This is a genomic window from Photobacterium sp. (assembly GCF_033720175.1).
In the GTDB taxonomy this organism is placed as follows: Bacteria; Pseudomonadota; Gammaproteobacteria; order Enterobacterales; family Vibrionaceae; genus Photobacterium.
The window spans coordinates 102,333-117,110 of sequence record NZ_JAWWDA010000012.1 but is presented as its reverse complement, the minus strand read 5'-3'; the positions used below and the strand labels follow the sequence as shown (position 1 = coordinate 117,110).

The 14,778-nt window shown below is 50.9% G+C and carries 10 protein-coding genes and 1 riboswitch; of the genes, 1 reads left to right on the top strand and 9 read right to left on the bottom strand.

What is annotated here, in order from left to right; genetic code table 11:
- Positions 1–110 precede the first annotated feature (110 nt).
- Complete coding sequence (gene rapA / locus R3289_RS14175; RefSeq protein WP_318926340.1) at positions 111–3,029, bottom strand: RNA polymerase-associated protein RapA; 2,919 nt, start codon at positions 3,027–3,029, stop codon at positions 111–113.
- Between the two features lie 296 nt (positions 3,030–3,325).
- Between rapA and R3289_RS14170 the strand changes: the two genes are divergently transcribed.
- A complete protein-coding gene (locus tag R3289_RS14170) occupies positions 3,326–4,702 on the top strand; it encodes a PhoH family protein (RefSeq protein ID WP_318926339.1) in 1,377 nt (458 codons plus the stop codon).
- A gap of 162 nt (positions 4,703–4,864) precedes the next feature.
- Here R3289_RS14170 and thiQ read toward each other — a convergent pair whose 3' ends face one another.
- The 8 genes from thiQ to leuA all read right to left on the bottom strand — a co-directional run bounded on the left by thiQ (position 4,865) and on the right by leuA (position 14,318).
- Positions 4,865–5,590 carry a thiamine ABC transporter ATP-binding protein gene (gene thiQ / locus R3289_RS14165; protein ID WP_318926338.1) on the bottom strand — a complete coding sequence of 242 codons (726 nt, stop codon included), beginning with the start codon at positions 5,588–5,590 and terminating at the stop codon, positions 4,865–4,867.
- Positions 5,591–5,598: 8 nt separating this feature from the next.
- Complete coding sequence (gene thiP / locus R3289_RS14160) at positions 5,599–7,194, bottom strand: thiamine/thiamine pyrophosphate ABC transporter permease ThiP (protein ID WP_413466706.1); 1,596 nt, start codon at positions 7,192–7,194, stop codon at positions 5,599–5,601.
- Between the two features lie 81 nt (positions 7,195–7,275).
- On the bottom strand, positions 7,276–8,265 hold the full coding sequence (thiB, locus tag R3289_RS14155; protein ID WP_318926337.1) for a thiamine ABC transporter substrate binding subunit: 990 nt from the start codon (positions 8,263–8,265) through the stop codon (positions 7,276–7,278).
- A 98-nt stretch (positions 8,266–8,363) separates the two neighbouring features.
- Positions 8,364–8,478: riboswitch (TPP riboswitch) on the bottom strand.
- A gap of 73 nt (positions 8,479–8,551) precedes the next feature.
- Complete coding sequence (locus R3289_RS14150; protein WP_318926336.1) at positions 8,552–9,334, bottom strand: DUF547 domain-containing protein; 783 nt, start codon at positions 9,332–9,334, stop codon at positions 8,552–8,554.
- Positions 9,335–9,431: 97 nt separating this feature from the next.
- Positions 9,432–10,034 carry a 3-isopropylmalate dehydratase small subunit gene (gene leuD / locus R3289_RS14145; RefSeq protein ID WP_318926335.1) on the bottom strand — a complete coding sequence of 201 codons (603 nt, stop codon included), beginning with the start codon at positions 10,032–10,034 and terminating at the stop codon, positions 9,432–9,434.
- 17 nt (positions 10,035–10,051) lie between these two features.
- Positions 10,052–11,488 (bottom strand): 3-isopropylmalate dehydratase large subunit, encoded by a 1,437-nt coding sequence (leuC, locus tag R3289_RS14140; RefSeq protein WP_318926334.1) that lies wholly within the window; start codon positions 11,486–11,488, stop codon positions 10,052–10,054.
- A 27-nt stretch (positions 11,489–11,515) separates the two neighbouring features.
- On the bottom strand, positions 11,516–12,604 hold the full coding sequence (gene leuB / locus R3289_RS14135; protein WP_318926333.1) for a 3-isopropylmalate dehydrogenase: 1,089 nt from the start codon (positions 12,602–12,604) through the stop codon (positions 11,516–11,518).
- A gap of 169 nt (positions 12,605–12,773) precedes the next feature.
- Entirely contained in the window at positions 12,774–14,318 is a 1,545-nt protein-coding gene (leuA, locus tag R3289_RS14130) for a 2-isopropylmalate synthase (RefSeq protein ID WP_318926332.1), read from the bottom strand.
- Positions 14,319–14,778 lie beyond the last annotated feature (460 nt).

Sequence of the window (14,778 nt, the reverse complement as noted above, 5' to 3'; positions counted from 1 at the left end):
CTCGAATGATGTAGGTGGAAGTAAGCACAATGGGTGTCATCGGAATACTAACATAAAAGCCGCATGATACTGAGCATCACGCGGCTTCACATGAACTGAAAGCAAGTGAATTAGTTGTGGCTGACCACAATCAGACGCAATGAATCCAGCTGTACCTGAGCTTTACTGATATAACCGGTCAGATCCTGGATCTGGCTTTCGATCAGTTCCAGTTCATCGTCACGGATATTCGGGTTGACCGCTTTCAGAGCCCGGAGGCGATTCAGCTCTGCCCGCAGGCTGGTTTCCATGTCAGCCTGAGCCGCTTCACGTACTGTGACTTGCTCTTTGACGATTTCTTGCTCAGCCTGAGCAATCAGGACATGGATCTCTTTTTGCACCGAGTTGACCAGTTTGCTGGCTAAATGGCGGTTAACCGGACTTAGCTGACGGTTAAAGCCTTCAAACTCCACTTTCGCCGACAGGTTATTCCCTTTGGCATCCAGTAAGATCCGAATAGGGGTCTGTGGCAGGAAGCGGCCAATGCCCGATTGTTTCGGTGCTTGAGCGTCGACCACATAAACCAGTTCAAGCAGCAGGGTGCCGGCAGGCAGGGCTTTGTTTTTCAACAGAGAAACCGCCGTGGTACCAACGCCTTCAGACAACAGTAAGTCGATACCGCCCTGGATCATCGGGTGTTCCCAGCTAAGAAAGTGCAGGTCTTCACGTGACAGCGCGGTGTCGCGCTCAAAGGTGATGGTGCAGCCATCGTATGGTAGCCCCGGGTAGCTGGCGACCATCATATGCTCAGATGGCGTTACGACAATCGCATTCTCACCTTTGTCGTCTTGATTCAGGCCAATGGTATCAAACAGACCCAGTGCAAAGGCAACCAGATTGGTATCCCCGTCTTTAGCGGCAATTTGCTCGCTGAGTTCGCGTGCTTTTTCCCCGCCGTTGGAGTGGATCTCTAGCAGGCGATCGCGGCCTTGTTCCAGTTTGGCTTTCAGCGACTGATGCATCGCCGCACTCTGCTCGATCAGGCTTTCCAGTACATCGGCGTCGTGACTCTCGCTGGCCAGCAGCTCAATCAAGTCATCTCTTACCGCTTCATATACCGCCCGGCCGGTCGGACAGGTTTCTTCAAAAACATTCAGGCCTTCGTTATACCAGCGAGCCAGCAGCGCCTGCGACGTGCCTTGCAGGTGTGGTACGTGAATTTCAATATCACGCAGCTGGCCGATACGGTCAAGGCGACCGATACGTTGCTCCAGCAGATCCGGGTTGATCGGCAGATCAAACATCACCAGCTGATTGGCAAACTGGAAGTTACGGCCTTCCGAACCAATTTCTGAACAGAGCAGTACCTGAGCCCCTTCATCTTCCTGGGCGAAGTAAGCGGCGGCTTTATCGCGTTCGATGATAGACATCCCTTCATGGAACACGGAGGCACGAATACCTTCACGCTCGCGAAGTGCCTGCTCCAGGGTCAGCGCAGTCTGGGCGCGGGAGCAAATGACAAGTACCTTCTCGCTGCGATTGGCTTTCAGCATATCAAGCAGCCAGTTTACGCGCGGATCGAAGTTCCACCAGGTTGCTGATTCCCCTTCAAACTCCTGATAAATATCTTCCGGATAAAGCAGTTTAATTGCTTTTTGTTCGCTTGGCACTTTGCCTGACATCATGCCAGCGACACGCATTGCCGTCTGATACTGGTTCGGTAGTGGCAGCGGGTACATATTCAGGTGGCGCTGCGGGAAGCCTTTGATCGCCGCCCGAGTATTACGGAACAGCACGCGGCCGGTACCGTGACGGTCCATCAGGTTATCGATCAGCTCATGGCGTACCGTCTGTGATTGTTCATTATCGATCTCGCCAGATTCGATAATACGCAGCATCGGCTCGATATCTTGCTCTGACAGCAGCGCTGTCAGGCTCTCTTTGGCATCATGGTCCAGTTGTTCGCCGGACAACAGGCGGGAGACGGCTTCGGCTACCGGTGCGTACTGGCGCTCTTCTTCAACAAAAGCGCCATAATCGTAGAAACGATCCGGATCGAGCAGGCGCAGACGGGCGAAGTGGCTTTCGTGGCCAAGTTGCTCCGGAGTTGCGGTGAGCAACAGTACGCCAGGGGTTTTTTCGGATAATGCCTCTACCACCTGATACTGGCGGCTCGGTTTGTCTTCGCTCCACTCCAGGTGGTGCGCTTCATCGACGACCAGCAGATCCCAGTCAGCGTCCAGAGCCTGCTCAAAACGGCGGCGGCTCTTACGCAGGAAGTCCAGCGAACACAGCACGTATTGCGCGGTCTCAAACGGGTTTGACGCATCGGCATAGGCTTCAACGCAGCGTTCTTCGTCAAAAATTGAAAAGTGGAGATTAAAGCGACGCATCATCTCAACCAGCCATTGATGCTGAAGCGTTTCCGGCACCAGGATCAGGATGCGCTCGGCACGGCCTGACAGTATTTGCTGGTGGATGATCATGCCCGCTTCAATGGTTTTACCTAAGCCGACTTCATCGGCCAGCAGCACGCGTGGTGCGTAACGACGACCGACTTCATGGGCGATGTATAACTGATGCGGGATTAAACCGGCACGCATACCACACAGGCCCCGAAGCGGACTTTTATGTTGTTCGTACTGATTTTTTAGCGCGCGGTAACGCAGGGCAAACCGATCCATACGATCGATCTGGCCGGCAAATAATTTATCCTGCGGTTTGTTAAAACGGATTTGGTGGCAGAGGAAAATTTCACGCAGTGTAACGTTCTCTTCCCCGGTGTCTGTGCGGGTACCGATATAGGTAAAGACGCCACCACTTTCTTCAACGTTTTCAACGTTTAGTGACCAGCCTTCATGGCTTTCAACCACATCACCAATATTAAACATTACACGGGTAACAGGAGCATCATGGCGTGCATACAAGCGGCTCTCTTCACTGGCGGAGAACATCAGGGAGACAGTACGGGCATCTGCTGCAACGACAGTGCCTAAACCTAAATCACTCTCTGTATCACTGATCCAACGTTGGCCCAAAGCAAATGGCATAGCGGTAAAAACCTTCTAATTATTTGATATTAAGGAAAATGTGAAGCCCGACGCTTTGTGATCTTTGGGCTACACTGAGATTAAGTGTAAGCCAGAATTCGCATCGGTAAAAAGGGGAGTCATGTTACTGCATGATGTGATTGAGGTCACGGCGAAAGTTGCCCAAATCCGTCACAGTATTTTTGTCACATTTATTTCATGATCTCCGGTCTTTAATAGTAACTACCGTGTTTTGACGTACGTTTAAGTGTAGTGGCAATTTATTTTGCTATCAGGATGCTACCAAGGAGGTGCTTATGGACGATTATGCACGGAAAATCTTTGTACTTGATACCAATATTCTACTTCATGAACCTCTCGCGATTTATTCTTTCCACGAGCACGATGTCGTTATTCCGATGACGGTACTGGAGGAGCTCGATCGGATTAAAGACAGTAAACGTGATGTTTCCCGCGATGCTCGGGTAGCCATCCGCGCGCTGGAAGATATCTTCCACGATGCCACCCCCGAGCAGATTTCTGCCGGAATTCCTTTTACTCATGATGGCGGTCATAAAGGGACGGTTGCTATTTTTGCCGATTACACGATCAAAGAAATGGTGCACGCATTTGCTGATAAGGCCGGCGATAACCGGATTCTTAACGGGGTTCTGTACCTGCAATCTCACTATGCTCCGCGCGAAGTCGTATTGGTAACCAAAGATATCAATATGCGGCTGCGCGCCAAAGGTGCCGGCGTCTATAAGGTTGAGGATTATCGCTCTGATCAGCTTATTGATGATGTAAAATTATTAAGTAAAGGTTTTCATCAATTTGACGGGCTGTTTTGGGATCGGGTCGGGGAGTGTCAGACGGAAAGCCGCGGGCGTGCCACCGTGCATACCTTGCCGACAGAGCTGTTTGAGGCTCCTTATCTTAATCAGTACCTTCTTGATGACGGAGATGATTTTGCGGGCCGGATCGACAGTATTGATGGTGCAACGGTCACGGTCAAAGATCTGGGTCATGAGCGATTGATGCACCGCCAGGCATGGGGGATCCACCCTAAAAATGTCTATCAGGGAATGGCGCTGGATGCGATGCTCGACCCTGATATTGATCTGGTCATTCTGACCGGTCCGGCCGGGTGCGGTAAGACGATTCTGGCAATGGCCGCCGCGCTGGAGCTGGTGATTGAAAAAAGCATGTATGACAAGATTATTGTCACCCGTAACACTCCGGAAATTGCCGAATCTATTGGTTTCTTACCGGGGACGGAAGAAGAAAAAATGATGCCGTGGTTAGCGGCGGTAACAGATACTATGGAAGCGCTACATAAAAACGATGTTTGTACTGATGGCTCAATGAAATATATCTTTGAGAAAGCCAATATTCAGTTCAAATCCATTAACTTCATGCGTGGCCGTTCAATTCAGAATGCGTTTGTATTGCTGGATGAATGCCAGAACTTAACGGCTTCACAAATCAAAACGATCATTACCCGTTGCGGTGAAGGTACCAAACTGGTCTGTTCCGGTAACCTGTCTCAGATTGACTCCAGTTATCTCTCACCCGTTACATCGGGCTTAACCTATATTGTCGAACGCTTTAAACACTTTGAAGGCAGTGCCAACATCTACCTCAATGGGGTTGTCCGCAGTCGTCTTGCTGAATTTGCGGAAGAGAATTTGTAGTAAAGGGAAAAGCGGTCCAGTGGCCCTGTGGTTCTGTGGCGGTGTTTGTTGTTGCTCTTATTGACCGTATGGGGCTTTAGAGCAAACTTGCAGAACCATAGAACCATAGAACCATAGAACCATAGAACCATAGAACCATCGAACCATAGAACCTCACACATCTTAAATACCTAAGTACTTCTTCAATGCTTCATCTTCAGGCTCGACCAGCACTTGCCGCGTCGGGCCTGACACCGTCACTTGCCCCTCATAGATGAACGCGCATTTATTGGCAATTTTCAGGGCATCTTCGGGGCTGTGGGTGACCATCAGTACGGTGATTTGCTGCTCTTTTGCGAGGCTTTTTACCAGTGTTAGCATTTCTTTGCGCAGCGCCGGATCGAGCGCCGAGAACGGCTCATCGAGTAACAGTAAGGGTTGCTGCCGGATCAGGCAGCGTGCCAGCGCCACCCGCTGTTTCTGCCCGCCGGAGAGTTGTTCCGGCAGGCGGTCGAGATACTTGCTTATTCCCACCCGAGATGCCGCGACGACTATATTCTCTTTATCTTCCCGGCTTAGCTTTAATCCGGGGTGGATCCCAAGGCCGATGTTTTCAAACACTGTAAGGTGGGGGAACAGGTTGTGATCCTGAAACAAAATGGAGAGCGGACGCTCGGCGGGCGTTTGGCTTGTTATCGGCTGCCCGGCAATGTGCAATTCACCGCTGTCAGGGTTAAGAAAACCCGCCACCATGGCTAACAAGGTACTTTTCCCGGCTCCGCTAGGGCCGATCAATGCCACGATATCGCCTTTTTCAGCCTGCAGGTCGAATACCATAGGTTGTATTCTATTCTGGGCTGACTGGCCGGGGTGTACATAGTGGTGACATAAGTGATTGAGTTTGAGCATGATGACTTCTACTTTTTATGATCAGAAATAAGAACTTTCTCGACCAAGGTAAATAATCCGAGGCTGAGTAATAGCAGCAGCAAGGCCGCCACGGCTGCGGCATCCATCTGATAACTTCCCAACAGCTGAAACAGATACAGAGGAAGGGTCTGGAAATCCTGACTGCCAAATAAGGCGATAGCCCCTAAATCACCGAGCGAGAGCACAAAACCGATCGCCAGAGCCTGGGCGATCGGTTTGCGCAGGGCGCGCCACTCAACCAGCCGCAGGCGTGACAGGCCGCTCATTCCCAGGCTCTGGCACAATGGATTGTATTGCTGAGCGACATGGAGCATTGGCTGGCTCAGGGTTTTTATCACATATGGCAGAGCCATTAACGCATTGACGAAGATAATCACCCAAAGAGCGGTGGCAAAGACATCGGTATACTGGCGCAGCAGCAAAAAGATCCCGGTGCTGAGCACTAAGCTGGGGGTAACCAGAATAATGGTGCCGAGCAGTTCTATTCCATCAGCACGAAGTCTTTTATTGTGCAGGCGCCAGTGGCGACTGGTCAGTAAGATAGCGAGACCACTGAAGACGGCGATCAGGCAGGAAACCACCGCGATCCTGAGTGAATTTGCGATGGCTTGCCACAGCGCGGGCTCGGCCAGTTGCTGGGGAAGTTTACTGTTGAGCCCGGCACCAATGACGGCGAGTAAGGGCGGCAGAACGAGCAGCAGGGCTAGGCTGATCCAGCTCCAGTCCCAGATTTTTGCCCGTCGATTGTCGAGATAATTAGGTTGGTGCTCTGCCACCGAGCCCGTCAGGGTTGAAAGTGGTTTCGCAAATCGCAGGGTGAATAACACTAGGCTGCAGCAAATCAGCATTTGCCACAACGCCAGAACGGCTCCGGCTGCCAGGTCGAAGTCATAGCGCAACGCCTGATAAATTGCCAGCTCGATGGTGGTGGCTTTTGGCCCGCCGCCCAGTGACATAATCACCGCAAAACTGGTAAAGCAGAGCATGAAAACCAGACCAATCACATGAGGCAGCTGTTGCCTTAAGCGCGGCCAGGCAATTAGGCGGAACTTACTCCAGCCCGTAATACCCAGATGGGCTGCCAGTTTATGCTGTTCAAAAGGGATCCCTTCGATACTTTGCAGTAACAGACGGGTGGCTAACGGTAAGTTAAGGAACACATGCGCCAGCAAAATGCCGTTTAAGCCATAAAGGTTAAACGGTAGCGGCTGCTGCCAGATGCCCAGTATGGCAGCCAGCAGGCCGCTTTTGCCGTAAATCGCCAGCAGGCCAAAGACCGCAACCAGTACCGGTAGCACCAGAGTCATCGCAAATAACCGCAGCAATAAGCTACGGCCGAAAAACTGCCGACGCGACAGCGCATAGGCAACCGGAATAGCCGGCATTACGCTGAGCAAGGTCGAGAGCAAAGCCTGATAAAAGCTGAATCCCGCCACGTGGCGCAGATAGGGGTCTTGCCAGATCTTCAGAGAGTCAAAGTCGGTCGCCTGACTGATCAACGCGGTGATGGCACTGATCACCACGATGGCGATCAGCCCGGCGGTGATCATGCCGGGCAGTGAAGCACGAAAACGGGTATTCAAAAGTCAGTGACCATTATTGATAATATTCTTTTTTTGTAAGCGCTCTTCAGTCAGAGCGCTCAGTGGAGGGATGTAGCAGCGCTATTGCGTAAGGGCATTCTGCCATTCGCGGATCCAGCCGCGACGTTGTGATGCCACTTCCTTTGCACTGAATTGCAAGGCTTTCTCGGGCAGGGTTAATTGCTCAAAACCTGCCGGTAATGCTTGTTTGGTGACAGGGTACATCCAGTTACCGGTTGGCATTGCAGACTGGAACTCATCACTCAGAATAAACGTCATGAACTGATCGGCCAGTTTGGCATTTGGACTGTTTTTCAGCTTAGCCGCCACTTCAACCTGCATGTAGTGACCTTCACTGAATTCTGCGGCCCGGTATTTGATCTCTTTGTCAGCAATGATGTGATAAGCCGGAGACGTGGTGTAAGACAGCACCATGTCAGATTCCCCTTTAAGGAACATGTTGTAAGCTTCAGACCAGCCCTTGGTGACGGTGACTGTTTTCTTTGCCAGCTGCTGCCAGGCATCGGTTGCCTTATCGCCATAGACCGACTTCATCCACAGCATCAGGCCTTGCCCCGGTGTCGACGTGCGGGGATCTTGATAGATCACGCTGATATCATCACGTTGGATCAGCTCTGCCAGGCTCTTGGGCGGGTTAGTTAGCTTTTCCGAGTCATAGACAAAGGCAAAATAGCCGTAGTCGTACGGAACAAAGGTTGTATCACTCCAGCCATTGGGGAGGTCAACGGCACCGGTATCGACATTATGTACGGCCAGTAAGCCTGTTTGCTTGGCTTCCGCCATCAGGTTGTTATCTAACCCCAGCAAGATGTCCGCTTTGGTGCTGCGGCCTTCCAGGCGGACACGGTTTAGGATCGACACCCCGTCATCAAGGGCGACGAACTCAAGGTTACAATTGCATTGGGCTTCAAAGGCTTTTTCGATGGCCGGGCCCGGTCCCCAGTCTGATGCAAATGAGCTGTAGGTATAGACCGTTAAGGTATTGTCACTGGCCCATGCCGAGCTTGCGGCTAATAAAGACAGAGAAAGAATTGGTAGTCGTTTTTTCACGATGCGCTCCTGATGCCCAACATCCTGCGGGACAATTATTTCAAGTGAGCGAAGGTTGAGAAGGTGTTGTCTGATGCTTTTGCTCTGGTAAAACAAGCAGCGGCTATTTTCTCAATTCCTACGCCAGTATGACCTGGTTCAGGTTCAATGGGTTCTGCGTCAGCAATCTCAGCCTTAGTTGCTTAAACAACATCGACTCCCCAATGAGAACGGTAGCTATTGTAATGCGCTAAGCAGTCTGTTGCCAGCGTAATACGCCTGTGCTGATTTAATGGCGTGCACTGTCTTATTCTGTTTCATTCAGCGCCCAGTCGTAATCATAGCTGATGTGGTTAAGTTCCACTGGAGCCCCTTTCCAGTATTGATTCAGGTGATTTTGCAGTGCGGCCTTATTACCAAAATCCTCGCCATACCAGTCATAGATAGAGGAAAGGCGGACTTTATCGCCTGTCAGCTGAACGCCCTTGGTGCTGTTCACAAAGCGGATGGCGGCCTGGTCAAGTAAGTCTTCGCTATTGCTGGCAGTAAAGGCCTGAGGCTGAAGATCCGGGCACCCCAGGCTGGCACAATTGACGACATAATGGATACGCGGATCTTGCCAGATCGGGCGTAAAATACGGTGCTCTATGTCATTGAGTGACAATTGTTTGCCATTGATGGTGATCAGATCCTCATCCCAAGGTCCGAAAGTGAAGAACCCACCCAGTTTGGTGATCGATTTCAGCGGGTAATTATCCAGGATCAGTCGGACGGTGAGCGCATTGTAGAGGTTAACCCAGTAGGCAAATTGCTCGCTTTTTCGATACTTAAGGGGATCGCTGGCGGTGAGGGAGCGGATATAGCGGTCAAGATCCCACTTATCATTGGCGGAAACTGCGCGGTAGCGAAACAACGTCTGCTGAGGTTGCTGCACGAGATACTTGTCCAGCAGTTGTTGCCAGAGGACATGGGAAACTGCGGTGCTATTGGCTTCATTGCTTTGCTGCCAGTAAGGCCACAGATCGGCTTTTGGGGCTGCCCAAAGACTATTCGACACCATTAACAGGCATAGCGAAAGTAAGGTGCGCATCGTTGTTCCCTTATTGTGGCTAAAAGCTAGCATTCAACGGCTTAGGTATAAAGAAAAGGCGCTCAGACAGAGCGCCTTGGGTTAGTGATTGCTTACGTTAAACAAGAAATGACGGAATGTTGTTTTCGTATTCCGTGATTTCGTCTTCATGCTGCAGGGTCAGACCAATGTTATCAAGGCCGTTCAGCAAGCAGTGGCGACGGAATTCATCAATTTCGAATGAATACGACTTGCCGTTAGCGGTCACTGACATCGCTTCCAGATCGACGGTGATCTCGGCACCTTCGTTAGCTTCAACGTAGTGGAATAGCTCATCGACTTCCTGCTCTGTCAGGCGAACCGGCACCATTTGGTTGTTGATTGAGTTGCCATAGAAAATATCGGCAAAGCTGGGCGCAATCATCACTTGAATGCCGTAATCAGCCAGTGCCCATGGGGCATGTTCACGGGATGAGCCACAACCGAAGTTTTCCCGAGCCAGCAGGATACTGGCTCCCTGATAACGCGGGTAGTTCATCACAAACTCCGGATTCGGTTGCTCGCCGGCATCATCTAAAAAGCGCCAGTCATGGAACAGGTGCTTACCAAACCCTGTGCGTGTTACTTTTTGCAAAAACTGCTTAGGAATGATCGCATCGGTATCAATATTCGCGGTATCAAGTGGAACCACTAATCCTGTGTGCTGTTTAAAACCTGTCATTGTTCGTTCCTTCCTGATTAAGCCGTTGCGTTATCTAAGTCGCGGATATCAACAAAGTGGCCGGCACATGCTGCTGCCGCAGCCATTGCCGGACTCACCAGATGCGTTCGACCATCACGACCCTGGCGACCTTCGAAGTTACGGTTACTGGTTGACGCACAGCGCTCTTTTGGCCCTAAACGGTCATTGTTCATCGCCAGACACATTGAGCAACCCGGCAGGCGCCATTCAAACCCGGCTTCAATGAAGATTTTATCCAGCCCTTCTTTCTCAGCTTGGGCTTTTACTTGTTCCGATCCCGGAACCACCAGAGCCTGAACACTGGCTGCGACTTTGCGCCCTTTGGCAATCGCCGCCGCTGCACGCATGTCTTCGATTCGAGAGTTGGTGCAAGAACCGATAAAGACTTTATCGATGTTGAAGTCAGATAATTTCTTGCCTGCTTCTAACCCCATGTAGGCCAGTGCTTTTTCTGCTGAGGTTTTATCTACTTGATCGGTGAAGTTGTCAGGGCCTGGTATTAATTCATCAATAGCAATAACTTGACCCGGATTGGTTCCCCAGGTGACTTGAGGTTTGATCGCTTTTGCATCTAAGGTCACAACGGCATCAAACTCAGCGTCATCATCGGTTTTCAGGCTCTTCCAGTATTCGACTGCCGCTTCATAGTTCGCACCGACAGGGGCAAACTTACGATCTTTAATGTAGTCAAAGGTGGTCTGGTCCGGGGCGATCAGACCGGCTTTTGCACCCAGTTCAATGGCCATGTTACAGACGGTCATACGCCCCTCCATGGTCAGATCGGTGATGGCTTCACCGCAGAACTCCACCACATACCCGGTACCGCCAGATGCGGTGGTTTTACCGATAATCGCCAGCACGATGTCTTTGGCCGTAATGCCTTCAGCAACCTTGCCTCTGACTTCGATTTTCATCGTTTTAGCCCGGTCCTGCTTCAGGGTCTGTGTTGCCAGTACATGCTCGACTTCTGATGTGCCGATACCAAATGCCAGGGAGCCAAATGCACCGTGGGTGGCGGTGTGCGAGTCACCACAGACAATGGTCATACCCGGCAGGGTGATCCCCAGCTCAGGCCCCATGACGTGGACAATGCCTTGATATTTATGGTTCAGGTCATATAGGGTGACACCAAACTCTTGACAGTTTTTTGCTAGTGTTTCCATCTGGATCCGAGCCATTTCACCCGATGCATTAATGTCTTTGGTCTGGGTTGAAACGTTGTGATCCATCGTCGCGAAAGTCTTGCCGATCTGGCGAACTTTACGGCCCTTTTCACGCAAGCCATCAAAAGCTTGCGGTGAGGTAACTTCATGGACCAGATGGCGATCGATATACAGAATCGGGGTTTCACCTTCAGCTGCTACCGCGACGTGGGCATCGTAGACTTTTTCATACAGTGTTTTTGATGTTCCGTTTTTTGCTTTTACAGACATGCTCAATGCTCCTTGAATCGGTGGTGCTTAGGCTTGGCGAATGTATGCAGCGATTTTATCGCCCATTTCGCTGGTACTCAGTGCTTCCCCTTTGCCGGCTAGGTCGGCGGTAAGCTCGCCGGCTTCAAGTGCTTGAGATACGGCTTGTTCAATGGCACGTGCGGCTTGTTCTTCACCCAAGCTGTAACGCAGCATCAGGGCTGCAGATAAGATCTGCGCGACCGGGTTAGCAATGTTCTTCCCCGCGATATCCGGCGCTGACCCGCCGGCCGGCTCATACATACCGAACTTGTCCTGGTTCAGGCTGGCCGAAGGCAGCATGCCCATTGAACCGGTGATCATTGCGCATTCGTCAGAGATGATGTCACCAAAGATGTTTGAGCAGAGCATCACGTCGAACTGTGACGGATCTTTGATCAGCTGCATGGTCGCATTATCGATGTACATGTGGTTCAGCGTGACATCCGGGTACTCTTTTGCCACTTCCTCGACGACTTCACGCCATAGAATAGAGCTCTGCAGTACATTGGCTTTGTCGATTGAGTAGACGTTTTTATCGCGCAGCCGTGCCGATTCAAAGGCAATACGCGCAATACGCTCGATTTCGTAGCGGTGGTAAACTTCCGTATCAAATGCTTTCTCTTGCGGGCCTTCGCCTTCCCGCCCTTTTGGTTGGCCGAAGTAGATACCGCCGGTCAGCTCACGGACAACCACAATATCGAAACCACGTTCGGAGATATCGGCACGCAATGGCGAGAAGCTTTCTAAGCCGCTGTGAATTTGTGCCGGACGCAGGTTGCAGAACAGCTGGAAATGCTTCCGCAACGGCAGTAACGCCCCACGCTCAGGCTGATCGTTTGGTGGCAGGTGTTCCCATTTCGGGCCACCGACAGAGCCAAACAGAATCGCATCTGATGCTTCACAGCCTTGCATGGTTGATTCGGGAAGCGGACAGCCATGGTTGTCAATCGCAATACCGCCGACATCGTGCTCTGAACGCTCTAGAGTGAAACCGAACTTTTCTTCAATCGCATCCATTACTTTATGCGCCTGTTGCATGACTTCCGGGCCTATACCGTCGCCCGGTAGAACCGCTATTTTATATGTACCTGCCATGGTTATGCTGTCTCCATTTTTGATTTCTGTTTTCGTTAACTTGCATCTTTGCTATTTCGTACAAGCACGGTATCGAAAGTGCTCATTTATCCTTATAAACTCCACGTTTTCTCTGTGTTCTTGCACCAAATAGCGTTGAATCAAGCTAACTTTGAATAAGGTTGTTTGGTTAAACCGTCGCAACGCGTTCTTTGATTTCAGCTATCTGATCTGCGCGGTAGATGCTATTGATTACGTGAAGCAGAGCCTGCCCCGAGGCTTCAACAATATCGGTAGCCAGACCGGTACCGTGATATTTACGGCCTTTGTAGTTCGCAATGATGTCGGCCTGGCCCAGGCCATCTTCGCCTTCGCCTTTGGCGGTCAAATCAAACTTGTCCAGCACGATTTCATAGCCGGTTAAGCGGTAGATACACTGGTATAGCGCGTCAACCGGCCCGTTACCAACCGCAGCTTCACATTTCTCTTCATCACCACATTGTAATTTAATGCTGGTGGTCGCCATGATGCTGCCAGACTGCACACTCAGATAATTCAGCTTGAAAAAGTCATCTTCATCACGCAGGTTGGCAAAGTACATCAGCGCTTCCAGATCGTAGTCAAACACCTGCCCCTTGCGATCGGCCAGCTTCAGGAAGTCGGTGTATAACGTATCAAGATTGTAATCATTTTCGGTGTAACCCAGTGCATCCATATGGTTTTTAACCGCAGCGCGGCCTGAACGGCTGGTTAGGTTCAGTGCCTGGTTTTTCAGGCCGATCGATTCAGGGGTCATGATCTCGTAAGTATTTTTGTTCTTTATCATGCCATCCTGGTGGATCCCCGAGGAGTGACTGAATGCATTGGCACCGACAATCGCCTTATTCGCCTGGATCGGCATATTACAAAGCTGGCTGACCAGTTTGCTGGTGCGGTGAATTTCGTCGTGTTTGATGTTGGTGTGAACCCCCAGAAAGTCAGCGCGGGTCTTGATGATCATCGCAATTTCTTCCAGCGAACAGTTACCGGCACGTTCGCCCAGGCCGTTAATCGTTCCTTCGACCTGACGGGCTCCTGCCTGCACCGCCGCCATCGAGTTGGCAACCGACATGCCCAGATCGTCATGGCAGTGAACGGAAATAATCGCCTGGTCGATGTTCGGCACGCGATCAAACAGCTGTGTGATGATGCCGGCAAATTCGTTGGGCAGGGTATAGCCCACGGTGTCCGGGATATTGATGGTGCTGGCGCCGGCCTTGATGGCGGCTTCGACCATCCGGCACAGGTTGTCAATCGGCGTACGGCCAGCGTCTTCACAAGAAAATTCCACATCATCGGTATAATTACGGGCGCGTTTTACCGCAGCAACACCCATTTCGATGACATCATCATAGCTGCGGCGCAGCTTGTCCTGGACGTGAATAGTAGAAGTAGAAATGAAAGTATGGATGCGAAATGCCTCGGCGACTTTCAGTGACTCGGCGGCGACATCAATGTCTTTTGCAACAGCCCGCGACAGGGCACAGATCCGGCTGTTTTTGATGTGTTTAGCAATGGTTTGTACCGATTCGAAATCACCCGGTGAGGAGATCGGGAAGCCGGCTTCGATCACGTCAACACCCAGGCGCTCCAGCGCATAAGCGATTTGAAGTTTTTCCTTAACCGTAAGGCTGGCAGATAGCGCCTGTTCACCATCGCGCAAGGTGGTATCGAAAATAATGACCTGATCTTTCATTGCAACATCCTTTTTTGTTGGCCTGCCTTTGAGTTGGCATTGTCTGCATCCGCTTGCGCTGGCCCTGTATATGAAAAAACCCGCGCTGATTGCGCGGGTTTTTTAAATTCTTAGTGGTGTTTCTCACCATAAGCTACCCGCGCGAACTGTTCACGATAAGGAGGAGGCTTAGGAGTAGAGAGAAACGATTTTTCATTTTTTAAATGATATCCACAAAGTTGGTTAACAAATGAATACCAAATAGACAGGACAAACGTCAACCATTAATTGATTATTTATTTTTCGATAATTGCTATCTTGCTGATTTTTAAGTGCTTGAGTGTGAGAGGGGACCCGTAGATAATGGCAATGACTTTCACCGCGGTGGATCTCTGTTACTTCCGGTGTGACTTCGGCATATTCCGGTGTTTGCATAATTGTAACAGGAAGGGATCTAATTGCTGAGATGATGAAGGGGAGC